The following is a 22,666-nucleotide window of genomic DNA, read 5'->3' as shown; positions in this document are numbered from 1 at the left end:
CTGTTCCTAGACAGCTCAGAAACCTAGACAGAGAACGGCGTGCGCCACTCCAGGCACGCTCAAATCACCCACACATACAGCAGAAGAGCCGGATATCCCTTCGCGTTATGGGTTCTCCCCCGATACATGAAGGGAGAACCGTAACGCGAGCGGATATCCCCCTCGTGTTTTGCTGGGTCAGATGTAGTTCGCGTGGTCGGATTGGACTTGGGCTACCAGGTCTTTCACGCGTTCGCCGTCGGACAGTGGGCAGACCATGGTGACGTCCTGGGTGTGGACGATGATGTGGCTGCGGAGGCCCACGGCGGCGACCAGGTGGTTCGGGTCGTCGGTGACGATGATGTTGTCGTGGGAGTCGAGCAGGCAGCTCAGGGTGACGCTGTCGGTGCGGTTCCCGTTCGGGTCGGCGTCGTACGTGTCGGCGAGCGCGGCCCACGAGCCGACGTCCAGCCAGTGCACGGGCATCGGTACGACGACCACGTCCGCGTCGACCTTGCCCTGGGAAGCCGGCTCCATGACCGCGTAGTCGACGCTGATCTTGCGCAGGTTCGGGTAGATCTCCGCGAGCGTCGCCTCCCGCTCCGGGGTGTCCCAGACCGCGGCGACCTCACGCAGCCGCGCGGCCGATTCCGGCAGGAGCGTGTCGAGCACGTTCAGCACGGTGGAAGCCTTCCAGACGAACATCCCGGAGTTCCACCAGAACCGCCCGGTCGCCAGGTACTCCTCGGCCGTCGCCCGGTCGGGCTTCTCCCGGAAGCGGTCCACGACGTACGCCGACGTACCCTCGATCGGCGCGCCGCGCTCGATGTACCCGAGCCCGGTGTGCGGATGCGTCGGCTCGATCCCGAACGTCACCAGCGACCGGCCGCGCGCCTCCACCACCTCGAACCCGTGCTCGATCGCCGCCCGGAACTCGTCCTCCGGGCTGATCAGATGGTCCGATCCGACGAACGCGACCACCGCGTCCGGATCGTTGCGCGCAACCACAGCGGACGCGAGACCGACGGCGTTCGCGGTGTCGCGCCGGGCCGGCTCACCGATGATGTTGTGCGGGCCCAGCTCCGGCAACTCCTTGCGGACCACGTCGGTGATCGCACCGACAGTGCAGACGTAGATGTTCTCCGGAGCGACCAGTCCCAGCAGCCGGTTGTACGCCACCCGCAGCAGCGACTGTCCCGCTGCCAGCGGCAGCACCTGCTTCGGCCTGTCGTCTCTGGACATCGGCCACAACCGCGTCCCTGAACCACCCGCCAGGATCACCACGTTTCGCATGAGGAGAGACCCTACCGGTCGTCACCAGGTGGCATCGGAATCCTGAGGTGCTGGAGGTCCGGAGGGATCGGCGAATCCGCGGGCTGCCAGAACAACTCGGCCTCACCGTCGAGCGCCGTCGCCGGTGCATCCGTGAGCCGGAAGCGGTCCCGCAACCGCCCGTAGAAGTCCGGCGGACGCAGTCGCACCAGCCGCAGCCGCCGCGGCGAGCCGTAGACCCCGATCCAGTCCCCCGGATCGAGTACACCGCGCAGCTGCCCGTCGATGCTGACCGCGGCCTGCCCCGAGTGCGGCAGCACCCGCAGCGCGATCGGCTCGTCCGGCGCCGCGACGACCGTGCGGTTGAAGGTCATGTGCGGTGCGACCGGAGTGAACACGATCGCCTCGGTGTTCGGCGACAGGATCGGCCCGCCGGCGGCGAAGCTGTACGCCGTCGAGCCGGTCGGCGTCGCGACGATCACCGCATCGGCGGAGTACGACGCCAGCAGCCGGCCGGACAGGTACACGCCGAGCGCCACCTGGTGATCGCGCGCGAGCTTCTCCACCACGACGTCGTTCAACGCGGTCACGTCGAGCGCCATCCCCCAGCCGTCGCCCTCGGCCATCTCGTGCCGTACCGGCGGCGGAGGCAACGCCGGCCCGTGCCCGTACCGCAGCAGCGACTCGATCCCGCTCGGGATCTCCAACGGCCGCGACGCCCGCATCGTCAGCGTCATCCGTTCTTCGTACGTCGCTCCGCCGTGATGCACCGCCTCGAGCGCCTCTTCGACGTCCTTGCACGCGACCTCGGTGAGGAAACCGACCTTCCCGAGATCCACCCCGAGGACGGCGGCGTCGTTCTTGGCCGCGATCCGAGCGCCGCGCAGGAACGTCCCGTCACCCCCGAGCGTGACCACCAGATCCGGATCCCCGGCGTGATGCAACTCGTCGGTCCCGGTACGCCGTTCCTGATGGTCTTTCCAGACGTCGATGTCCGTGCAACCGATACCGTGTGCGGCCGCCCAGTTCCGCACGGTCTCCGCAGTCTGAACCGCCACCGGCCGCCCCTGATGCACCACAAGCCCAAGCCGCCTAACCGCCACAACCCCTCCTCCGCGCTCGCCACCCCCACCGTAACCCGGCAACTTTGTGCACCCACCAACCATTCTGAGCGCGCCGAAACGGTCGGTGGGTGCACAAAGACGCGTGGGTGAGTTAGTTCGGTGGGGTGGGGCGGGTCGCGGTGATGATGGGGTCGGTTTCGTCGTCGAACTCGCCGATGACCTCCTCGAGGAGGTCCTCCAGGGCTACCACGCCGATCGCGGTGTTGCCGCCGCAGACGACTGCCAGTTGGGCGCGTTCGTCGCGCATAGTGCGGATCGCCTTGGCTACCGGGGTGTTGTCGCCTAGTTCCAGGGCCTCCGTCATCAGGTCCGACGCGCGGCTCGTGGTGTCGCCGGCGGTGGTCACGCGGGCCGCGTCGCGGACATGCACGACGCCGCAGATCCCCGTGGATCCGTCGGGACGCGGCCCGACGACCGCGAGGCGGGAGTGACCCTCGCGGCGGCTGGTCAGCTCCACCTCGCGGGCCGATGCGGACGCCGGGACCGTGGACAGCCGTGCGATCGGCGTCATCACCTGGCCGACCGTGGTGTTCTGCAGCGCGAGCATCGCGGTCAGCAGTTCGTGCTCGGGTTGTTCGAGGGTCCCGTATTCGCGCGAGGACTCGATCAGCAGCCGCAGCTCGTCCGGGCCGTGCGCGTTGGCGATCTCGTTCTGCGGCGTCACGCCGACCAGCCGGACGCACCGGTTCGCGATCCAGTTGAGGACGCTCAGCAGCGGGCGGAAGACGTACGTGAATCCGCGGAACGGCATCGCCAGCACCAGGGCCGCTCGCTCGGGGTTGCTGATCGCCCACGACTTCGGCGCCATCTCGCCGAGCAGGACGTGCAGCAGGCCGATCCCGCCGACGGCGATGATCAGCGCGATCACATGCCCGACGCCTTCCGGGATATGCGCCAGCTCGAACAGCGGATGCAGCAGATGCGCGACGGCGGGTTCGCTCAGCGAGCCGAGGCCCAGCGTGCACAACGTGATCCCGAGCTGAGCACCCGCGAGCATCAGCGACAGCTCGCTGACACCGGCGATCGCGGCCCGGGCCGAACGGCTGCCGGACGCCGCCGCCTCCTCGAGCCGGTGCCGCTTGGACGCGACCAGCGCGAACTCGGCGGCCACGAAGAACCCGTTCAACGCCAGCAGTACGGCGGAGATGATCAGCGCCAGCGGCGTACTCATGCCGTCCGCTCCATCACGACGATGCCAGGCACCCGGCGCTCGATGGTCTGCACCGTGAGCCGCACGAACTCGGGCGGCACCGGCCGTCCGTCGTGGTCGATCCGGTGCGGAAGCTCGACGACGAGCGAATCACCGACGTCGGGGATCCGGCCGAGCCGCGCCATCACCAGACCGGACACCGTCTCGTAGTCGTCGCTCTCCGGCAGTTGTACGCCGGTCACCTCGGCGACCTCGTCGACCCGCCGTCGAGCAGGCACCACCCACGTCCCGTCGCCGCCCTGCACCAGCCCGGTCTCCGGCAGGTCGTCCTCGTCGCGGATCTCGCCGACCAGCTCCTCGGCGATGTCCTCCAGCGACACGATGCCCGCGAACCCGCCGTACTCGTCGACGACGATGGCGAGTTGCCGGCGCGCGACCCGGAGGCGCTCGAGGACCGCGGGCAGCGGGAGGGTCGTCGGTACGGCGACGGGCTGCGACGCCAGCGATCCGACCGCGATCGTCGCCCGATCGGCCGGTTCGAGCTCGACGACCTCGCCGATCGCGACCACCCCGATCACCTCGTCGACCGAGGCCCCGATCACCGGGAACCTGCTGTGCCCGGTGTCCTGCAGCTCGACGACCCGGGTCAGCGGCTCCTCACGGTGCACGGTGACCACGTCGACCCGCGGGACCATCGCCTCACCCGCGGTCCGGCCGCGGAAGTCGAGGCCGCGGTCCAGCAGCCGCATCGTGTCCTGGTCCAGCAGGCCCTGCTCGTACGACGTCTCGATGATCCGGTCGAGCTCCTGGGCGGTCGCGCCCTGCGGCAGTTCCTCGACCGGCTCGATGCCGACGCGGCGCAGGATCCGGTTCGACGCCGAGTCGAACAGGTGGATCAGCGGCCCGGCAATGGCCAGGTACAGCAGGGTCGAGCGGGCCAGGCGGAGCGCGATCGCCTCGGCCTTCGCGATCGCCAGGTTCTTCGGCGCGAGCTCGCCGAGCACCATCTGGATGATCGTTGCCAGCAGCAAGGCGAGGATCACCGAGACCGACGTACTCACGGCGTCCGGTACACCGGCCGCGCCGAGCAGGTTCTCCAGACCCGCACCGAGGTACGGCTCGGCGAAGTACCCGGCGAGCAGCGCGGTGATCGTGATGCCGACCTGTGCGCCGGACAGCACGAACGACAGTCGTGCGGTGACCTGCAGCGCTCGTGCGGCGGCCGCGTCACCGTCCGCGGCCAGTGTCCGCAGGCGGCTCCGGTCGACAGCGACGTACGAGAATTCCTGGGCGACGAAGTAGCCAGTGGCAACGGTCAGCACCAGGATCAGGCCCAGGCCGGCCAGGATCAGCATGGAACGACCTTATGAGAACTCCAGCGACTCCCATAGCGCGGGGTCAGCCGAACTGCCGCGGGGTCTGGCGCGGCTTCCAGGCGACCACCCGGCCGTCGCGGATGAGCTCGCCGTAGACGCCCGGATCGACGGCGTCGGCCAGGATCAGGTCGGCGATCGGTACGACGGCATCGGCCGGCGACTTCGCCTGGCTGAAGTCCTCGAACCACGGGCGGGACGCACGGGTGTCGACCAGCCCGGGGCAGACGGACGCGACCAGGGTGTTCTCGGCGAGGTCCCGGTCCCGTCGTTCGGCCGCGACCGCGCGCGCCGCGGCGACCTGCGCCACCTTCGACGGGAGGTTGATCCACTCCGGCCAGCCCTGTGCCTGCGCCGTACCGTCGTGGACCGCCGTACGCCACTCCTCCACGACCTTCTCGACGTCCTCCAGCGAGACCTCGTCGAACCTTCCCCACAGGTCCTTCGGCAGTTGCTCCAGCGTCCCCAGCGAACTGGCCACCACGATCAGCCGTCCCCCAGGCCGCAGGATCGGCCCGAACGCCCGCAGCATGTGCTGCGCCCCGAGGTTCGCCACGTCGACGAACTCGTCGACCTGCTCCACGGGCGCCACCCCGGGCTCCAACGGCCCGACCGCGTTGGACACCACGATGTCCACAGCCCCCAGTTCGGCTGCCAGCCGCCGTACGGCTTCCCCGTCGGTCACATCGAGCACGCGCCCTTCGACCCGCGCCCTTCCTTCCACTCGAGCTGCCGCGGCGGCGACCCGCTCCGGGTTCCTGCCGGTGAGCAGGACCAGGTCCTCCGGGTTCATCCGCTGTGCCAGCTCTTCCACCAGTGCATATCCGATGCCTTGATTGGCGCCGGTGACCAAAGCGATGCGTTGTTCTGTCATGTCTTCAACGTAGGTCTGCGACAGATATGACTCCAACGAAAGTTCGGCACACGTGGTATGCGTAGACGTCATGGACTTCACCGACGTCTCGCTGGTCGCCCTGCGCGTGTTCCGAGAGGTCGCCGAACGCGGCACCTTCACGGCCGCGGCCACCGCGCTCGGATACACGCAGTCGGCCGTCTCCCGCCAGATCGCCGGCCTCGAACGTGCCGCCGGCAACCAGCTCCTCGAACGTCGTCGCGAAGGCGTCGCCCTCACCGATGCGGGACAGGTCGTACTGCGGAACGCCGCCGCCGTACTCGACCAGATCGACGCCACCGCCCGCGAACTGGCAGGCCTCCCGGTCGCCGGCGGGACCGTTCGGCTGGGCTGGTTCCCGAGCGCGGGCGCGGTCTTGTTGCCACGAGCAATCAGCGCGGTACGTCGTACGCACCCGGCGATCACCGTGACGACGCGGGAAGGATCCACACCCGCGCTGGTCCGGGCGCTCCGGGCCGGGACGATCGATCTCGCGGTGATCGCGTCCGCTCCACCGTTCCGGCCGCCGGACGCCGAGTCGCCGGCGTTGAAGCTGGAGACGCTCGCGGAACGAAGCCTGCGGCTGGCGGTGCCGACCGGACATCCGCTCGCGGCGTCCGACTCGGTCGAGGTCGCGGACCTGCGAGGTCAGCGATGGATCGCCGGGCCGGCGTCGAGCAGCGAGTTGTGGATGGGAGTGTGGCCGGGTCTGGACGAGCGGCCGGTGATCGCGCACACGGTCCGCGACTGGCTCGCGAAACTTCAGTTGGTCGCGGCCGGGGCAGGGCTCACCACGATCTCCGCGTCGATGGCGTCCGCGGTGCCGCCAGGCGTTCGGGTGGTCACGGTCCGGGGCGGGCCGCAGGAATTGCGCCGTACGATCCTCGCCCGGCTGCCCGGCCGGATGACCGAGCCGACAGCGCTACTGGCCGCTGCCCTTCGTGCCGCCGCCCTCGAGGTCAACCCGCCGCTCTGAACCATCCATCGGAGGCTGAGCAGCCTGCGTGACCTGGGCGGGGGTCTCGTCGTCGTCGCCGTGCCGGGCCTTGTCGAACTCCTTCATCGCGCGGGCCGCGTTCCGGGTCAGCTCGGGGAGTTTCTTGGCTCCGAACAGCAGCACGACGATGACCAGGATGACGATCCATTCGCCGCCTTCGGGCAGCGCGAGCTCTGGCACCATGACAAGCCTTCTTTCCGGTCAATCCCCGTCCAACGTACGTCGGTCCGCGAACCGTAGGGTGGGCCATATGTCACGAGTCCTGCCCGAGTTGTTCGCGGCCGCGGTCCGCCGGGACGGCGGCGCCCCGTTCCTCACCTACTACGACGACACGACCGGCGAGCGGATCGAGCTCAGCGCGGTCACCACCGCGAACTGGGTCGCGAAGACCGCCAACCTGCTCGTCGACGAGTACGACCTGGAGGCCGGCGAAACCGTCGCGATCGGCCTGCCGCCGCACTGGCTCGGCGTGGTCTGGGCGCTGTCCACCTGGTCGGTCGGCGCATCGCTGACCAGCGGCACCGGCACGCTCGCGATCACCGGGCCGGACTTCGCGATCCGCGGCGAGCGCGAGACCGTCGCCTCCGCGCTGCTTCCGCTCGGCGGCCGCTTCCGCGAGCCGCTCCCGGACGGCATCCAGGACTACGGCGCCGAGGTCTACAACCATCCGGACGTGTTCGTCCCGTTCGACCCGCCGACGCCGGCCTCCCCGGCGTACGACGACCTCACCCACGAAGCCCTGATCGGTACGGCGGAACCCGTGAGCGACCGGATCCTCGTGACGCGCACGCTGACGGACCGCGCCGGGCTGGCCCTGCTCGTCGGCGTGATCTCCGGAGGTGGTTCGATCGTGCTCTGCCGCAACCTGGACGCCGCCAAACTGGAGCGCCGGATTACGGACGAGAAGGTCGACCGAGTGCTCGACAGCAGGGAGGGGTAGCGTGCGGCGGTTCGAGGGCAAGGTTGCGCTGGTCACGGCGGCGGCGCAGGGTATCGGTTCGGCGGTCGCGCGGCGGCTGGCCGACGAAGGCGCGTCGGTGGTGGTGACCGATCTCCAGGAGGAGAAGGTCACCGAGGTCGCGAAGGACATCGGCGCGAACGCGCTCGGGATGCGGGTCGACGTGACGAGCCGGGACGACGTCGACGCGGCGGTCGCGGCCGCGGTCGAGCGGTTCGGCCGCCTGGACGTCGTGGTGAACAACGCCGGCGGCTGCATCGTGCGATCCGTGCCCGAGGACGCCACCGCCGAGGAGTTCCACGCGCAACTCGACCTCACGCTGGTCAGCGCCTCGCGCTGCATCCAGGCCGCGCTGCCGGAGCTGGTGAAGAACCGCGGCAACGTGGTCACGATCAGCTCGGTCAACGGGATCGCCGCCTTCGGCAACATCGAGTACGCCGCCGCCAAGGCCGGACAGATCGCGATGACGGTCAACTACGCCGCCCGCTACGGCAACCTCGGCGTCCGGTTCAATGTGGTTGCTCCCGGCACCATTCGGACGCCGAACTGGGACAACCAGCCGGACACCCTGGAGAAGTTCGGCAAGATGTACCCACTCGGCCGCATCGGCGAACCCGAGGACATCGCCGCCGCGGTCGCGTTCCTCGCCTCCGACGACGCCTCCTGGATCACCGGCCACACCCTCCCGGTCGAAGGCGGCGTCCTCACCGGCCCCGGCGTCCTCGACCTGACCACTTCAGGCCCCTTCAAGAAGGAGTACTAGAAGCCGAACGCGCCGACGACCCGCAGAGGCAACCCGGCGACGGCCACACCGAACCACAGGCCGCGGAACAGCCGGCACCAGCCTCGATGCCCACGGACGCCCTGCAGCACCAGGCTGCCGATGACCAGCGCGCCCAGGACCGCGAGCAGCACGACGCCGAACACCGTCCAGCCGCCGAGCAGCGAACCCACCCCGAGCAGGACCCAGAGCGGCCAACCCACGACCGAGGCAGGGCTCCACAGCGCATCGCGCGTCCGCCAGGGCTGCTTCCCGGGCCGCCCGCATCCGCACTCGGCGAACGGCTCCGGCGTCACGCTCATGGTCTGAACAGCTGCTCGGCCTGTGCCAGCGCGCCAGGATCGCCCGTGATGCGGTGCAGGCCGCGGAGGGCATGCGCCTGTTCGAGTTTGTTGCCGAAGGCACCCCAGTCCGCGGCGGCGCGCGCGAACCCGGCGGCCGCGGTCCCCGTGTCGCCGCGGTGTTCGGCGAGCAGCGCCTGCGCAGTCGTCGCCGAGTACTCGCGCATCGGCAGCACCGGCTCGACGAAGTCCGCGAGCTCGGCCGCAGCTTCGGCGTGGTCCACGGCGAGTGCCGCCCGCACCAAGGACGGCAAGCGGACGTCGAATTCGATGCTGCCGTGCAGATCGGGCAGCGAGGTGACCAACTGCAGGATCTCCAGGACGCCGCCCCGGTCGCCGTCGCGCGCACGCGTCGTCGCCGCAGGCGCGGCCGCGACGGCGATCATGTCCGGCCAGCCCGCCTCCACCGCCAGCCGGTACGCCTCCTCGGCGTGATCGCGAGCGCCCGGAAGACCGGCCTCGGCCTCCGCCACCGCCAGCGCGCCGAGGACCTCGATGCGCCGCAACAGGGTGAACGCCGGGGAAGGATGCTCGAGCTGGGCCCGGCACGCCGCGATCACGTCGGCCGACCGACCGGTCTCGATCATCAGCTGCAGGACCGTACAGCCGATCTGCTCCACCATCTCGGCCAGCCGGCGCCGGGCGGAGAACTCGCGAGCCGCTTCCAGCTCGCCCAGGGCAACCACCGGTCCCTCGATCTGCCACAGCACCCAGCCGTAGTTCAGCCACGTCACCGCCGCATCGCGCCCCCGACCGCCCTCGAGCAGCGCGGTCAGCGCCTCCTTGACGTCGACCAGCCCACCGGTGTCACCCAGACCGACCCGGGCGAGCCCCCGCGACTCCAGGGCCCGGTGCGGTACGGCGTACCCCTGCTCGGTCGCGATCCGCAGGGCAGAGTTCGCCGAGTCGATCGCATCCTGATAGCGGCTCGCGACCACGCGGATGCTCGCCTGGCCGGACAGCAACAGCGCCAGATCCTCGCTCGGCCCGAGCTCCTCGAGCATCCCGACCGCCCGGTCGACCGTCGCCAGGCTCTCCTCCATGCTGGTCAGCGAGTACGTCGAGGCTCTCAAGGCGAGCGCGACTCCGCGAATGTCCCCGATCGCCTCGAAACCGGCGATCGCCTCGAGGTACGCGGCCTGGGCGTCGTCGAGGCGGCCCGCCTGGAAGGCCGCCCAGCCCCAGCGCAGCAGGACCGTGGGACGTTCAGGATCGCCGGCCGGGCTCAGGGCCAGCGCGCGGTCGAGCAGGGCGAGCGCCTCGTTGGTGTCGAGGTTCATCGCCAGCTCCGCGGCCATCAGCTGGTACTCGCGCGCCCGGGGCGCGATCGCAGCGGCCGCATCCGGGTCGCCCAGGGCTGCGGCAAGGTCCAGGGCCGTGCTGAGGTGGTAGGCGATCAGGTTCGGCGTCTCGGCCTGACAGGCAGCGCAACGCAGTTCGAGCCAGTCCGCGGCAGCGAGGTGCCGTGCCGATCGGGCCGCGCGCGGCACCTGGCTGTAGGCGACGTCGCGGGTCAGGGCATGCCAGAAGGTGTATTCGTGCTGGCCCAGCATCGACGACCGCCGGACCGGTCGCACCAGCTCCTTGCGGGCCAGCTCCTGCAGCTCCTGGAGCACCTGGCCCGGATCACGGTCGGACAGCGCCGCCACGGCCTCGGCCCAGAACACCGGACCGATCACGGCGGCGTCCGCGAGCAAGGCCTTGCGATCCGGCTCCAGGGTGTCCAAGCGGGCCGCGATCAGCGCCGCGATGCCGATCGGCAGGTCGGCCGAGCCGGCCTGGTCCGGGCCGCAGTCGGTGACGATCCGGGCGAGTTCTTCGGCGTACAGGGGGTTGCCGTCGGCACGGCGTACCAGCCGCCGGCGGACCTCCACCGGCACCTCCTGACCGGCGAACATCCCGGTGAGGAGTTGATCGGTCTCGTCCGCCGTCAGCGGCGAGAGGCCGAGGGTGAGGGCGTTCTGCACCCCGCGGGTCCACTGCGGTCCGCGTTCGAGCAGCTCGGGGCGGGCGGTGACCACGACGAGCATCGGCAGATCGGTCAGCCACTCGGCCAGGTGATCGACGAAGGCGAGCGTCGCGTCCGTCGCCCAGTGCAGATCCTCGAACACCAGGACCACCGGCGACTGCTCGGCGAACGATTCCAGCAGCTGCCGCCAGGCCGCGAACGACTCCTCCTGGGTCGCCGACCCCGGCTGAGCGGACTGGTCGGCGCCGACCAGGGGTCCGACCCGGGCGCGCAACCAGGCGCGGTCCGCGCCGTCGGGCACGATCCCGTCGAGCTTGGCCACGGCCTGCGCAGGCGGGTCGGTGTCCAGGATCCCGGCCTGGACCTTGAACACCTCCGCGATCGGCCCGAACGGCGTCTCGCCGTACGGCAGCGATCGGCCTTCGCGCCAGGTCACGAGCTCCTCGTGCTGATCCAGCCAGGCGCCGAACTCCGCGACCAGGCGGGACTTGCCGATGCCGGGCTCGCCGAGCAGCGTGACGAACTGCGGCACCCGCTCCGCGAGAGCCTTCTCGAACGCCGTGCACAGCAAGGTCAGATCGCGCTGCCGGCCGACCATCGGCGTACTGAGGTCGCGGATGACGTCCGTGCCGAACCGTGCCCGCGGCGAGCCGGCCTGCCAGCGTTCGACCGGACGGCCGACTCCCTTGGCCGCGACAGGTTCCAGCGCGTCGTAGCCGAAGACCCGACTCGTCGCCTCGTGGGTCCCGCGCCCGACGACGACCGCGCCGACCGGCGCGGAGGACTGCAGACGGGAGGCGAGGTTGACCACCATGCCGGTGACGAACGGCTCGCCGAGCTCGGGTCGCGCGGTCAGCTGGACGAGCGCCTCACCGGTCTCGATGCCGATCCGGACCTCCAACGGCCCGTCGGGCAGCTGCCGCACCGCCTCGAGGATCGCCAGGCCGGCCCGGACCGCACGTTCGGCGTCGTCCTCCCGGGACCGCGGTGCGCCGAAGACGGCCAGGATGGCGTCCCCGGCGAACTTCTCGACCGTCCCGCCGTACCGCTCGACCGTCTGCCGCAGGGTCGAGTGGTACGGCGCCAGCCAGCGCCGGACGTCCTCGGGGTCGGCGGACTCGGACGCGCTGGTAAAGCCGACGAGGTCGCAGAACAGCACCGTGACGACCTTGCGTTCCTCGGTCATGGGGCCTCCCGTCCTGGACTGAGGAGCGGAGGGAGCGAAGCGACCGGCGCCCGCTGTCCCAGATCGGCTCAGTTCTGGGACTCGAGTGAGCGGATCCGGGCGGTCAGGGCCTTGAGCAGGGTCTGGGCGACCTCCGGGTTCTCCTTGACGACCGGCTCGAACGCCAGCGCGGACAGCGCGAACGTGGTCAGCCCGTCCGGCCCGGCCACCACGGTCGCGGATCGCGGCCGACCGTCGATCAGCGAGATCTCGCCGAAGTAGTCGCCGACTTCCAGCGGCTCCCGTACGACGCCGTTGACCTCCACGGCGGCCGAGCCTTCCAGCACGACCTGCAGGCCGGCGTCGTGGGCACCCTGCTCGATGACATGGCTACCGGCCGGAACCTTCAACGTGGTGCCGCGCTCGATCAGGTCGGACAGCGTGTCCTTGGACAGCCCTTCGAAGAGGTCGATCTTCCCCAGGAACTGCGGCAGGCTCTCGTGACTCATGGATCGCACCCCTCGATCGGTGCCCGGCACACGGGCAACTCAGTGAACTGCGCCACAGGCTACAGCCGCTCCAGGACCACGCACCACGATTCAGTTCTTCGGCCAGGCTTCCCAGGCTGTTGCGAACATTTCGTCGACGGAAAACGTGTTCTGCCAGCCGAGGTCGCGGGTGGCCAGGTCGCCGTTGGCCACGACGCGGGACGGGTCACCGGGGCGGCGCGGGCCCTCGGTCGGGGTGAAGTCGATTCCGGTCACCCGGCGGGCGGCGTCCATGATCTCGCGGACCGACGTACCGGTGCCGCTGCCCAGGTTGTACACGGGTTCGAGGGTCTTGCCGGACTCGAGGGCGCGGGCGGCCGCGACGTGGGCGCGGGCCAGGTCGGCGACGTGCACGTAGTCCTTGACCGACGTACCGTCCGGGGTCGGGTGGTCGGTGCCGTAGATCTGCGGCACCTTGCCCTGGGTGAGCAGGTCGCAGACGATCGGGAACAGGTTGTACGGCGACGCGTCGTACACCGTCGGGTCACCGGACCCCACCACGTTGAAGTAGCGCAGCGAGGTGTGGTGCAGTTCGGTCGCGGCGGCCTGGTCGCGGAGCAGCCACTCGCCGATCAGCTTCGACTCGCCGTACGGCGACTGCGGGTCGGGCGCGGTGTCCTCGGTGACGACCTCGTCCTTCGGCGTCCCGTAGACACCGGCGCTGGACGAGAACACGAGGTTGCGGATCTCCTTGTCCGCCATCGCGTCGAGCAGCGACACCATCGCGGTCACGTTCTGCGTGTACGTGTGCAGCGGGCGCTGCACCGAGACCCCGGCGTACTTGAATCCCGCGAGATGGACGACGCCGTCGACGCCCTCCAGCGCCTCGCGGACCGCCGCACCGTCGAGCAGGTTCGCCCGCACGAACGGCACCCCGTCCGGGACGAACTCCGCCTTCCCGCTCGACAGGTCGTCGATCACGACCACGTCGATCCCGTCGTTGCGGAAGGCGCGCACCACATGCGCCCCGATGTATCCGGCACCACCAGTCACGAGCCACGTCATGTCCCAGATCCTGCCACCAGAATCCGGCCCGGACCCCGTAAACGGGCCGAACCCGTACCATGGGCCATGATCGGAGTGATTCTCGCCGCCGGAGCCGGACGCCGCCTTCGCCCGTACACAGACACGTTGCCCAAGGCACTCGTACCGATCACCCCGGACGTCACCGTCCTGGATCTGATCCTGGCCAACTACGCCGAGGTCGGCATCACCGACGTCGCCGTCGTCGTCGGGTACGCCGCCGACGCCGTCCGGACCCGGGTCCGCGACCTCGAAAAGCGGTACGGGGTCACGCTGGAACTTGTCTACAACGACAAGGCCGAGGTCTGGAACAACGCCTACTCACTGTGGTGCGCCCGCGACCTTCTGGCGACCGGCGTACTGCTGGCGAACGGCGACACCGTCCACCCGGCCTCGGTGCAACGCACGCTGCTCGGCGCCCAGGCGCCTGGCCGGCAAATCATCCTCGCGCTCGACACCGAGAAACCGCTGGCCGAAGAGGAGATGAAAGTGATCTGGTCCGAAACCAACGGGGTCGAGAGGATCACCAAGGAACTGGAACCGTCCACCGCGACCGGTGAGTTCATCGGCGTCTGCCTCATCACGCCCGCGGCGGCGACGGAGCTGACCGCGGCCCTGGACGAGACCTGGCACCGCGATCCGCACCTGTACTACGAGGATGGGTACCAGCTGCTCGTGGACAAAGGTTTCCGGATCGACGTGGCACCGATCGGGACCGTCGACTGGGTCGAGATCGACAACCGTGCCGATCTGGCCCGGGCACGGGAGATCGTATGCCGCTCCTGGCCCGGATGATCGCGGCACCGCTCGTCGTGGACGTGCGGCGGGGAGCGCCGTCCGAGCCGGCCGAGATCCTCGCCGACCAGCGGATCTCGCCGTCGGGGCAGTACGACGCGATCGTCGGGATCGGCGGTGGCTCGGTGCTGGATGTCACCAAGTTCGCCGCGGCCCGGAACCGATCGCGGTCAAGGTCGCCGACTACAGCGACTGCGTACGGCAGACAACCGGCGTGCCCTAGGCGACGGTCGCCAGCCAGAAGTAAGTCAGCTCGGTCCACTCCACCTCGGCCGGCGCGACCTCCGCCGCGAACTCCTCCCGCGACGGGAAGTTCTTCAGCACCTCGAACGTGCGCCCGTCCGACAACTGGCGCATCTGGTACGTGTCGCCGTCGTCCGTCGTCCGGGTGATCGGATAGTTGCTGCCCTCCACGTACCGGTTGTCCGCGAGGATCACCACACCACCCGGCTCGACCCGATCCTTCAGGCTCGCGGCCCATCGGCGTACATCGGCGCGCGGGACATGCGACCAGAAGAATCCCGCGAAGATCGCGTCGAAGCGCCCCGGGACCGCGCCGAGGTCGTAGGCGTCCGCGGTCTCGAACCGTACGTCGGCCGGACCGTAGGACCGCGTCCGCGCGACGGCGAGTGTCTCGTCGTTCAGATCCGTCGCGACGATCGACTCCGCCGTGGTCGCCAGCGCGGTCGTCCAGTAACCGGTGCCAGCGGCAACTTCCAGGACCGAACGACCCGCGACGAGCGGCGGCAGGAGGGACCGCAGACGGGCCAGGTCCTCCTGCCGCTCCGGCTTGTCGTACACCGCGTCGTACTCACCGGCACGCTTGCGGTAGTAGTCAGCAAGATCGCTCACTTGGCGACCGATCTGACCTTCGGTGTGAGTAGGAACGCGCCGACGTACAGCAGGGCGGCGACGATCAGCAGGCCGTGGAAGCCGATGATCAGGGCCGCGTACTCGAGGCAGCCGCCGAGCATCGCGCCGAGCAGGTTCGCCCCGAACGACGCCGTACCGTCGGCGGTGTCGGTGAACCGTTTCGCGAAGATCACGTTCGCCGCGAAGATCGGCAGGAACGCGATCAGCACCGCGACCAGCGCCCGCAACCCGACCGGCATCCCGAGCAGCCAGCTGTCCGGGAACACCCACGACAACGCGAGCCCGCCGAACAGTACGGCGAACATCACCTTGATCGGTGGTGTCCTGAACCGTCTCGTCACTTCGACCGCCGCGAGCACCGCCACCAGCACGCCGGCGAACACGATCGCGTTCACGACCCACGTCGTACCGAACAGCAACGCGAACCCGGTGATGCTCTTCGTCTCCAGCAGCATGAACCCGGCCCCGAGCAGGAACAGGTCCGCGTACGGACGCATCCGCCGGTACGACGCGCCGCCGCCGGCGATACCGACGCCGACGAGACCGGCGACCAGGATCAGTCCGAGCGTGACGAGGTAGAGCGACGGGATCCGGTCCGTGAACAGGTACAGGAACGGCCGGTTGTCCGTGGCCGGCGGCGGCGTCTGCGCGGTCGCACCGGCCCACTCGGCGGAACAGTTCTGGTCCTGCTCGGTCAGGCCGACCGTCACGACCGCCTGCTGCAGACCGTCGCCGATCTTGTCCACGCACGGCTTGTGCCCGAATGCGTGCTGCGCCGTCGACGCGAGCCGGTCGATCAGCCAGGTCTCGCGGTAGTAGTTGTACATCGCGAACGCGCCACCCGGGTTCAGGTGGTCACGCGCCGACTCGAACGCCTGCTGCGTGAACAGGTAGCTCTCCAGCCGCAGCGAGCTGGCGCCGTTGACCAGCGTCAACGAGTCCGGCAGCGCCAGCAGGATCAGGTCGTACTTCTTGTCCGTCCGGGACAGGAACGCCCGCCCGTCGTCGATGTGCGAGCTCACCCGCGGGTCCTGGTAGGGGCGGTCGGGGTGCAGCGCCTTGCCGAGGTCCCGGATCCGCGGGTCGATCTCGACCGCGTCGACGTGCTGCGCGCCCTTCTTCAGCGCGATCGCCACGTCCGAGCCCGAGCCGGCGCCGATGATCAGCACGTTCTTCGGCTGCTTGCCCGCGGTCGCCCGCTCGTACGGCAGCCCGTACTGCGGCTCCCACTGCAGGCGCGCGTCGGCCGGGATCGCCTGCTGGTGCGGTACGCCGTTCACCGTGATGGTCAGCAGCGGCACACCCTCCCAGGTGTACTGCTTCGTCTGCACCTTGTAGTACGGCGACCAACTGTTGTCGGACTTGGTCGACTCCTTGAACAGCACCCCGAGCATCACGAGCAGCGGCGCCAGCACCATCGCGGCGCTCAGCACGGTAGCGACCGCCCGCCGGCCGGCTCCGGACGACCGCGGGATCATCAGCACCGCGAACACGACCGTGACGATGAGCCCCCACCAGATCGGCGGAGCGCCCAGGAACGACAGCGCGGTGAACGTGATGATCCCGATCAACGATCCGACCAGGTCGAAGCGGTACGCCGTCAGCCGCGGAAGCTCCGCGAAACAACGGCCGACCAGCTCCGCGGGACCGGCCAGCACCACGGCGGCCGCGACGAAGATGATCGGCAGGATCACCCAGACGGGCGGGCCGGTGGTGTTCAGGCTGGTGAAGTAGATGACGCTCGACGAGCTGCCGCGGTCGACCGTGACCGGCTTCCACGCGATCACCAGGACCAACAGGCCCAGCATGATCGGCGAGTAGTACGGCAGCCGTTTCGCGCGGCCGGAGCGCAGGACGCCGATCCCGATCCCGAGGAACGAGCCGAGCAGCACGAAGTTCGAGAAGTAACTCAGATGGACGACGTTGGAACCGGTCCAGCGGATCAGCGCGAGCTCGACGAACAGCATCAGCGCGCTGGACGCGACCAACCGCGTCCGAACTCCGAACGGGCTCGGCCAACCGGTCGTGACGACGTGATCAGTAGCGGAGTCGACTGCCATGCGGGGCGACGTTACCGGATATCGAAGTGCTCTGCGTCACCCCGCAGGCATCGTTACTTTCTGTTCGAACAACCGTCAGTGACGACGGGCGGGCTTCGGGAGTTCGCAGCCGGACTTGTTGAGGTCGATGGTGCGGTTCGCGGTCAGGCAGGTGTAGAGCCACCAGGTCTGCTGGCCGTACGCCGCACCTTGTTCGACGGTGACGTTGCCGTCGGCGTCCACCTCGCACGGGTTGTTGACCGTGCACTGCTCGCCGTCCTCGTTGCCGGTGTTGTTGATGCCGATCACCTCACCGGTCGAGGTGCTGACCACCGGCGATCCCGACGTACCGCCGATCGTCTCGCAGCCGGGCTGCTGGTACTTGATCGAGTTCTGCCAGGTCCAGTCGCCCTCGCGGAGCTGCGGGATCGTCGCCTGCACCGAGCAGGTGTAGATCCGTTTCCAGTACCCGGACACCACGGCCATGCCGGCGCCGTCCGCGGGGCCCTGCTTGGCCAGCGTCAACGGGGAAACGTTCAGGCGGCTCTTGATCGACGCGTAGGACTCGTTGACCTCGTACACGATCATGTCGGTCTTGGTCATCGTGCCGAACAGGATCTTCGCGGCGCGGACCGTCCCGGCCCGGCTGGAGTCCGGGTTGAGCAGCGTGATCGAGCGCGTCGACGTCTTGTTCACCAGGACCTGGCCGGGCTGCAGGAACCCGCCCTCGTAGCAGTGCCCGTTGGTGAGGACGAGCGCCTTGTCGGTGGCGACCGATTCGGCGTACCGGACCAGCGACGCGGAGCAGTTGCTGAGCGCGGCGATGCCGGTGAAGTCGGCGCCTGGCGCCGCGGCTTGGGCGGAGGTGGTGCCGAGGAGTGTTGTCGTCGCGACCGCTGTGGCGGCCAGGAGCGTACGGAACAGTTTCATGGGGCGGTTTCCTCACTGTTTGTGCTTGCAGCACTTCGTAACCCATCCCCCGGCCGGTCTCCATCACAGTTGCGTGAAACCGGCTGTCCACAGGGTCATCGCAGGGGTTTTCCTGCGCTCCGTGTCAGGACTGCTACTCTTCGTTTCCGGATCCGCCCGGTCTCGAACCATCGGCCACCACGGCACGTCGTACCTGATGACGAGGAACGACAAGGTACGGTCGATCGGCAGCAGCCCGCCGCCCGACGGCGTTGGATTTTCAGGGAACGGAAGGACGTCATGCCGCAGGAGACACCAGACCTGCGCAACCTCCGCGAGCCGGTGCGGTTCAGGCGGGCGCTGACGCTGTTGCTGATGACGCTGGTCCTGCCCGGATCGGCGCAGATCGTCGCGGGCTCGCGGAAGACCGGCCGCTGGGTCTGGCGGGTGGTCGCCGGCCTGATCGCGATCGTGATCTTCTTCGTGGTCCTCGGCCTGATCTGGCGGTCCGGCACGATCAACATCCTGGCCCGCCCGGGCACGCTGCGGATCGTCCAGGTGCTGCTGATCCTGCTCGCGGTCGGCTGGGCGGCGCTGTTCGTGGACGCGTACCGGCTCGGTCAGCCGCTGACGCTGGAGCGGAACCACCGCCTGATGACCAGCATCATGGACGGTGTCCTGATCTTCGTCGTCGTCGGCGCCCTGATCTACGCCAGCGTGATCGTGAACACCCAGCGCGACTTCGTCGCCAGCGTGTTCGGCAACGGGCAGAAGTCGAAGGCCGACAAGGGCCGCTACAACGTGCTGCTGATGGGCGGCGACTCCGGCGCGGACCGGATCGGCACCCGTCCGGACAGCATGACCGTGGCGAGCATCGACGCGGACACCGGCCGGACCGTCCTGATCGGCCTCCCGCGGAACCTGTCCAAGGTGCCGTTCCCCGCCGGTACGGCGATGGCGAAACAGTTCCCCGAGGGCTTCAAGTGGAAGAACTGCGGCGCGGAATGCCTGCTGAACGCGGTCTACACGTACGCCGCCGACCACAAGAACCTGTTCCCCGGCGACGCGAACCCCGGTGAGACCGCGACCATGCAGGCCGTCGAGGCCGTCACCGGGCTGAAGCTCAACTACTACGTGCTGATCGACCTGGCCGGCTTCCGCGACCTGCTGAACGCGGTCGGCGGCATCACCCTGGACATCGGCAAGCGGGTCCCGATCGGCGGCGGCAGCTCGCCGATCAAGGGCTACATCGAGGCCGGCAAGAACCAGCACCTGGACGGGTACCACGCGCTCTGGTTCGCCCGTTCCCGGGCCGAGTCGTCGGACTACGAGCGGATGGCGCGGCAGAAGTGCGTGATGTCCGCGATGCTGAACCAGCTGTCCCCGCAGACCGTGCTGACCAAGTTCCAGGGCATCGCCTCGGCCAGCAAACAGGTGGTCAAGACCAACATCCCGGCGGGTGAACTGGGCACTTTCACCGATCTCGCGCTGGACGCGAAGAAGCTGCCGGTGTCAAGCTTCTCCGCGGTCCCGCCGCTGATCCACACCGGCGACCCGGACTTCGCGCTGATCCGCACCAAGGTCGCGGAGACCATCGCGAAGTCCGAATCGCTGGACAAGGACGGCTCGGGAGGAGACGGTAAGACTTCGAGCACTCCGCGTAGCAGCACCAGCACCGCCCCGACCACCAGTACGACGAAGAAGCCGAGCACCAAGAAGCCGACCACCTCACCGACCACACCCGCCGCTGGCGTCGACGACGTCGCATCGATCTGTAAGGCCTGACCTGATATGCCGCTGTCCCACTGGCCACCCGTGTCCGTCGTGATGCCCGTGCTGAACGAGGAACGCCATCTCGAGGAGGCGGTCGGCCGCGTCCTCGAGCAGGACTACCCCGGCAACCTGGAGGTCGTCCTCGCGATCGGTCCGAGCAAGGACCGGACGCAGGAGATCGCGGACAAGCTGGCCGAGAAGGACCACCGGATCAGCATCGTGCCGAACCCGACCGGCAAGACGCCGGCCGCGCTGAACGTCGGCATCGCGCACGCCAAGCACGACATCCTGGTCCGGGTCGACGGGCACGGCGCGCTCACCGACGGGTACATCACCCGCGCGGTGGAAGTGCTGGAGGAGAGCGGCGCGGACAACGTGGGCGGCGTGATGGCCGCCGAGGGCCGGACCCCGACCGAGATGGCGGTCGCCTGCGCGTACCGCTCCCGGCTGGGTCTGGGCGCGTCGACGTTCCACCAGGGTGGCAAGGCCGGCCCGGCCGACACCGTGTACCTCGGGGTGTTCAGGCGGGCCGCGCTGGAGCGGGTCGGCGGGTTCGACGAGACCATGCACCGGGCCCAGGACTGGGAGCTCAACTACCGGATCCGCAAGACCGGCGGCCTGATCTGGTTCAGCCCGGACCTGTCCGTCACGTACCGGCCGCGGTCGTCGCTGTCCGCGGTGGCGAAGCAGTTCTTCCACACCGGCCAGTGGCGCCGCGAGGTGGTCCGCCGGCACCCGGAGACCGCCAGCAAGCGGTACCTGGCACCGCCGGTCGCGGTCATCGGCCTGGCCATCGGCACCATCCTCGGCATCATCGGCCTGGCCACCGGCATCAGCTGGCTGGACCTCGGCTTCCTGGCCCCGATCGGGTACGCCGTCCTGCTGCTGGTCGGCTCCGCCGTCGAAGGCCGCTACCTGCCGTGGAAGGCTCTCGCCTGGCTCCCCCTGGTCTGCGCGACCATGCACGTCTCCTGGGGCCTCGGCTTCCTCATCGGCCTCCGAGAGAAGCCGAAGGCCGTCTAGCTCCTTGTTGACTTGATGTAGGCGGCTACGACTTCGTCGACGGGGCCGTCGAGTTTGAGTATGCCGGCGTCGAGCCAGAGGGCGCGGTTGCAGGTCTCCTGCACCACGTCCAGGCTGTGGCTGACCAGGAAGACCGTGCCGGCCTGGTCGCGGAGCTCCTTGATCTTGCGTTCCGAGCGGACCCGGAACTCGGCGTCACCGGTCGCCAGCGCCTCGTCGACGAGCAGGATGTCGTGCGTCTTCGCGGACGCGATCGCGAACTTCAGCCGGGCCGCCATCCCGGAGGAGTACGTCGACATCGGCAGGTCGATGAAGTCGCCGATGCCGGAGAACTCGACGATCTCGTCGTACCGGCGCTGGATCTCGGCCGCGGACATGCCCATCGCGAGGCAGCCGAGGACGACGTTGCGGTCGCCGGTGAGGTCGTTCATCATCGCCGCGTTGACGCCGAGCAACGACGGCCGGCCGCCGGTGTAGACGGCCCCGGCCGCGGGCGGCAGCAGGCCGGCGATCGCGCGGAGCATCGTCGACTTCCCGGAGCCGTTGCGCCCGATCACGCCGATCGCGTCACCCTTGTACGCCGTGAAGCTGACGCTCTTGACCGCGTGCACCTCGCGGATCGTCGGCCGGTCCTGGCGCTTCACGATCCGGCGCAGCGCGGTCGCCGCCGTACCCTTGCCGCCCTGCCCTGCGATCACCTTGTAGATGATGTCCAACCGGTCGGCGATGACCGTTGGTTCAGCCTCGGCCATAGCGGTCCTCCGCCTGCCAGAAGTACCAGAACCCGGACGCCAGCATCACGAACGACCAGACGATCGCGATCGACCAGGCGTGCGGCAGCTGGTTCGGTTCGTGCTCCTCGAGCAGCGACCGCCGGATGATGTCGATGTACGCCGAGATCGGGTTGAACGCGAGCACCTGGATCACCCAGCCCGGCGCGTCGACCTGGTTCAGCTTGGCCGGCAGCGAGAAGAAGATCCCGGACGCGTACAGCCAGGTGCGGGTGACGAACGGCAGCAGTTGCGTGATGTCGGAGACGAACGTCCCGATCCGCGCGAAGACCAGCGTGATCCCGATGTTGAACATGACCTGCAGCAGCATCGCCGGTACGACGAGCAGCCAGCTCCACGCGGGCCCGTCGGTGAACCCGACGACCACGAACAGGATGCCGAGCGACACCAGCATCTGGTTCAGCTCGTTCAGCACGTAGGCGAGCGGAAGGGTCGCGCGCGGGAAGTGCAGGGTGCGGATCAGCGACAGGTTCAGCGCGAGTGATCGCGAGCCTTCGGTCATGCAGCGCTGCGTGAACGTGAACACGAAGATTCCGCTGAGCAGGAACGCGACGTAGTTGTCGATCCCGTTCTTCGTGCCGAGCAGAACCCCGAAGGCGAGGTAGTAGACGGCCGCGTTGAGCAGCGGCGTCAGCACCTGCCAGATCGACCCGAGGCGAGCTCCGGCGTACATGGCGTACGTGCGGGCGGCAGCGTAGCTGACGACGAACTGGCGACGGCTCCACAACTCGTGCAGGTACGAGCCGAGCGGCGGGCGGACGGAGCTCTTGGAGAGTCCGTACCGCCGAGCCAGCGCCGCTGCGTCTGTCGCCCCGGTTGGCCCGGTCATGGGGCCCCCGGCCTGGACTGAGGAGCGCAGGGAGCGAAGCGACCGGAGCGACGAGGGAAGGC

At 69.1% G+C, this 22,666-nt stretch carries 21 protein-coding genes; 6 read left to right on the top strand and 15 right to left on the bottom strand.

The features are described from left to right. Positions 1-177: 177 nt before the first annotated feature. The 5 genes from EV647_RS18365 to EV647_RS18345 all read right to left on the bottom strand — a co-directional run bounded on the left by EV647_RS18365 (position 178) and on the right by EV647_RS18345 (position 5,772). Positions 178-1,272 carry a mannose-1-phosphate guanylyltransferase gene (locus tag EV647_RS18365; protein WP_134004240.1) on the bottom strand — a complete coding sequence of 365 codons (1,095 nt, stop codon included), beginning with the start codon at positions 1,270-1,272 and terminating at the stop codon, positions 178-180. An 11-nt stretch (positions 1,273-1,283) separates the two neighbouring features. Then, complete coding sequence (locus EV647_RS18360; protein ID WP_238175294.1) at positions 1,284-2,309, bottom strand: NAD(+)/NADH kinase; 1,026 nt, start codon at positions 2,307-2,309, stop codon at positions 1,284-1,286. Positions 2,310-2,466: 157 nt separating this feature from the next. Beyond that, positions 2,467-3,546: a hemolysin family protein gene (locus EV647_RS18355; RefSeq protein ID WP_134004236.1), complete on the bottom strand. Its 1,080-nt coding sequence runs from the start codon at positions 3,544-3,546 to the stop codon at positions 2,467-2,469. Then, a complete protein-coding gene (locus tag EV647_RS18350; RefSeq protein WP_134004234.1) occupies positions 3,543-4,880 on the bottom strand; it encodes a hemolysin family protein in 1,338 nt (445 codons plus the stop codon). The genes EV647_RS18355 and EV647_RS18350 overlap by 4 nt, the downstream gene beginning before the upstream one ends. 43 nt (positions 4,881-4,923) lie before the next feature. Then, the gene (locus EV647_RS18345) at positions 4,924-5,772 is read right to left on the bottom strand and encodes an SDR family oxidoreductase (protein WP_134004232.1); all 849 of its coding nucleotides are present in this window, start codon (positions 5,770-5,772) and stop codon (positions 4,924-4,926) included. Between the two features lie 70 nt (positions 5,773-5,842). Between EV647_RS18345 and EV647_RS18340 the strand changes: the two genes are divergently transcribed. Beyond that, positions 5,843-6,766, top strand: coding sequence for a LysR family transcriptional regulator (locus EV647_RS18340; protein ID WP_134004230.1), 924 nt, complete (start codon positions 5,843-5,845; stop codon positions 6,764-6,766). On the opposite strand, the gene EV647_RS18335 is transcribed toward EV647_RS18340, so the two are convergent. Beyond that, a complete protein-coding gene (locus tag EV647_RS18335) occupies positions 6,713-6,970 on the bottom strand; it encodes a twin-arginine translocase TatA/TatE family subunit (RefSeq protein WP_134004228.1) in 258 nt (85 codons plus the stop codon). The two genes, EV647_RS18340 and EV647_RS18335, sit on opposite strands and share 54 nt — an antisense overlap. 67 nt (positions 6,971-7,037) lie before the next feature. Between EV647_RS18335 and EV647_RS18330 the strand changes: the two genes are divergently transcribed. Next, positions 7,038-7,727: a TIGR03089 family protein gene (locus tag EV647_RS18330; protein WP_134004226.1), complete on the top strand. Its 690-nt coding sequence runs from the start codon at positions 7,038-7,040 to the stop codon at positions 7,725-7,727. Between the two features lies 1 nt (position 7,728). Next, positions 7,729-8,508: an SDR family NAD(P)-dependent oxidoreductase gene (locus EV647_RS18325; protein ID WP_134004225.1), complete on the top strand. Its 780-nt coding sequence runs from the start codon at positions 7,729-7,731 to the stop codon at positions 8,506-8,508. Here the strand turns inward: EV647_RS18325 and EV647_RS18320 are convergent. From EV647_RS18320 to galE, 4 genes are all read right to left on the bottom strand, one after another. After that, positions 8,505-8,828, bottom strand: a complete 324-nt coding sequence (locus EV647_RS18320) for a hypothetical protein (RefSeq protein WP_134004223.1) — start codon at positions 8,826-8,828, stop codon at positions 8,505-8,507. The genes EV647_RS18325 and EV647_RS18320 overlap by 4 nt on opposite strands. Continuing rightward, entirely contained in the window at positions 8,825-12,022 is a 3,198-nt protein-coding gene (locus tag EV647_RS18315; protein ID WP_134004221.1) for an adenylate/guanylate cyclase domain-containing protein, read from the bottom strand. Before EV647_RS18315 ends, EV647_RS18320 begins: the two co-directional genes overlap by 4 nt. A gap of 68 nt (positions 12,023-12,090) precedes the next feature. Next, positions 12,091-12,510: a cyclic nucleotide-binding domain-containing protein gene (locus EV647_RS18310; RefSeq protein WP_134004220.1), complete on the bottom strand. Its 420-nt coding sequence runs from the start codon at positions 12,508-12,510 to the stop codon at positions 12,091-12,093. Positions 12,511-12,600: 90 nt separating this feature from the next. Continuing rightward, positions 12,601-13,554 carry a UDP-glucose 4-epimerase GalE gene (galE, locus tag EV647_RS18305; RefSeq protein WP_134004218.1) on the bottom strand — a complete coding sequence of 318 codons (954 nt, stop codon included), beginning with the start codon at positions 13,552-13,554 and terminating at the stop codon, positions 12,601-12,603. Between the two features lie 66 nt (positions 13,555-13,620). On the opposite strand from galE, the gene EV647_RS18300 reads away from it, so the two are divergent. Beyond that, a complete protein-coding gene (locus EV647_RS18300; RefSeq protein ID WP_134004216.1) occupies positions 13,621-14,367 on the top strand; it encodes a sugar phosphate nucleotidyltransferase in 747 nt (248 codons plus the stop codon). Positions 14,368-14,586: 219 nt separating this feature from the next. Here EV647_RS18300 and EV647_RS18290 read toward each other — a convergent pair whose 3' ends face one another. The 3 genes from EV647_RS18290 to EV647_RS18280 all read right to left on the bottom strand — a co-directional run bounded on the left by EV647_RS18290 (position 14,587) and on the right by EV647_RS18280 (position 18,209). After that, the gene (locus EV647_RS18290; RefSeq protein WP_166680366.1) at positions 14,587-15,219 is read right to left on the bottom strand and encodes a bifunctional 2-polyprenyl-6-hydroxyphenol methylase/3-demethylubiquinol 3-O-methyltransferase UbiG; all 633 of its coding nucleotides are present in this window, start codon (positions 15,217-15,219) and stop codon (positions 14,587-14,589) included. After that, positions 15,216-17,300: a spermidine synthase gene (locus EV647_RS18285; RefSeq protein ID WP_134004212.1), complete on the bottom strand. Its 2,085-nt coding sequence runs from the start codon at positions 17,298-17,300 to the stop codon at positions 15,216-15,218. Before EV647_RS18285 ends, EV647_RS18290 begins: the two co-directional genes overlap by 4 nt. Before the next feature lie 75 nt (positions 17,301-17,375). After that, a complete protein-coding gene (locus EV647_RS18280) occupies positions 17,376-18,209 on the bottom strand; it encodes a serine protease (RefSeq protein ID WP_134004211.1) in 834 nt (277 codons plus the stop codon). 279 nt (positions 18,210-18,488) lie between these two features. On the opposite strand from EV647_RS18280, the gene EV647_RS18275 reads away from it, so the two are divergent. Both EV647_RS18275 and EV647_RS18270 read left to right on the top strand, forming a co-directional pair. Next, on the top strand, positions 18,489-19,973 hold the full coding sequence (locus tag EV647_RS18275; RefSeq protein WP_134004209.1) for an LCP family protein: 1,485 nt from the start codon (positions 18,489-18,491) through the stop codon (positions 19,971-19,973). Between the two features lie 6 nt (positions 19,974-19,979). After that, positions 19,980-20,984, top strand: coding sequence for a glycosyltransferase family 2 protein (locus EV647_RS18270; RefSeq protein WP_134004207.1), 1,005 nt, complete (start codon positions 19,980-19,982; stop codon positions 20,982-20,984). Here the strand turns inward: EV647_RS18270 and EV647_RS18265 are convergent. Next, entirely contained in the window at positions 20,981-21,736 is a 756-nt protein-coding gene (locus EV647_RS18265; protein ID WP_134004205.1) for an ABC transporter ATP-binding protein, read from the bottom strand. The genes EV647_RS18270 and EV647_RS18265 overlap by 4 nt on opposite strands. Beyond that, positions 21,723-22,604, bottom strand: a complete 882-nt coding sequence (locus EV647_RS18260) for an ABC transporter permease (protein ID WP_134004203.1) — start codon at positions 22,602-22,604, stop codon at positions 21,723-21,725. The genes EV647_RS18265 and EV647_RS18260 overlap by 14 nt, the downstream gene beginning before the upstream one ends. Between the last annotated feature and the right edge of the window lie 62 nt (positions 22,605-22,666).

This window comes from Kribbella sp. VKM Ac-2566 (assembly GCF_004366005.1).
Taxonomy (GTDB): domain Bacteria; phylum Actinomycetota; class Actinomycetes; order Propionibacteriales; family Kribbellaceae; genus Kribbella; species Kribbella pratensis.
The sequence above is the reverse complement of the archived record's forward strand: the minus strand, read 5'-3'. Positions and strand labels throughout refer to the sequence as shown.

Bases quoted from the DNA above. Each gene is read 5' to 3' on its own strand.
- EV647_RS18365 (WP_134004240.1), bottom strand. From the start codon at position 1,272: ATGCGAAACGTGGTGATCCTGGCGGGTGGTTCAGGGACGCGGTTGTGG.
- EV647_RS18355 (WP_134004236.1), bottom strand. From the start codon at position 3,546: ATGAGTACGCCGCTGGCGCTGATCATCTCCGCCGTACTGCTGGCGTTG.
- EV647_RS18350 (WP_134004234.1), bottom strand. From the start codon at position 4,880: ATGCTGATCCTGGCCGGCCTGGGCCTGATCCTGGTGCTGACCGTTGCC.
- EV647_RS18345 (WP_134004232.1), bottom strand. From the start codon at position 5,772: ATGACAGAACAACGCATCGCTTTGGTCACCGGCGCCAATCAAGGCATC.
- EV647_RS18340 (WP_134004230.1), top strand. From the start codon at position 5,843: ATGGACTTCACCGACGTCTCGCTGGTCGCCCTGCGCGTGTTCCGAGAG.
- EV647_RS18335 (WP_134004228.1), bottom strand. From the start codon at position 6,970: ATGGTGCCAGAGCTCGCGCTGCCCGAAGGCGGCGAATGGATCGTCATC.
- EV647_RS18330 (WP_134004226.1), top strand. From the start codon at position 7,038: ATGTCACGAGTCCTGCCCGAGTTGTTCGCGGCCGCGGTCCGCCGGGAC.
- EV647_RS18320 (WP_134004223.1), bottom strand. From the start codon at position 8,828: ATGAGCGTGACGCCGGAGCCGTTCGCCGAGTGCGGATGCGGGCGGCCC.
- EV647_RS18315 (WP_134004221.1), bottom strand. From the start codon at position 12,022: ATGACCGAGGAACGCAAGGTCGTCACGGTGCTGTTCTGCGACCTCGTC.
- EV647_RS18310 (WP_134004220.1), bottom strand. From the start codon at position 12,510: ATGAGTCACGAGAGCCTGCCGCAGTTCCTGGGGAAGATCGACCTCTTC.
- galE (WP_134004218.1), bottom strand. From the start codon at position 13,554: ATGACGTGGCTCGTGACTGGTGGTGCCGGATACATCGGGGCGCATGTG.
- EV647_RS18300 (WP_134004216.1), top strand. From the start codon at position 13,621: ATGATCGGAGTGATTCTCGCCGCCGGAGCCGGACGCCGCCTTCGCCCG.
- EV647_RS18285 (WP_134004212.1), bottom strand. From the start codon at position 17,300: ATGGCAGTCGACTCCGCTACTGATCACGTCGTCACGACCGGTTGGCCG.
- EV647_RS18280 (WP_134004211.1), bottom strand. From the start codon at position 18,209: ATGAAACTGTTCCGTACGCTCCTGGCCGCCACAGCGGTCGCGACGACA.
- EV647_RS18275 (WP_134004209.1), top strand. From the start codon at position 18,489: ATGCCGCAGGAGACACCAGACCTGCGCAACCTCCGCGAGCCGGTGCGG.
- EV647_RS18270 (WP_134004207.1), top strand. From the start codon at position 19,980: ATGCCGCTGTCCCACTGGCCACCCGTGTCCGTCGTGATGCCCGTGCTG.
- EV647_RS18265 (WP_134004205.1), bottom strand. From the start codon at position 21,736: ATGGCCGAGGCTGAACCAACGGTCATCGCCGACCGGTTGGACATCATC.
- EV647_RS18260 (WP_134004203.1), bottom strand. From the start codon at position 22,604: ATGACCGGGCCAACCGGGGCGACAGACGCAGCGGCGCTGGCTCGGCGG.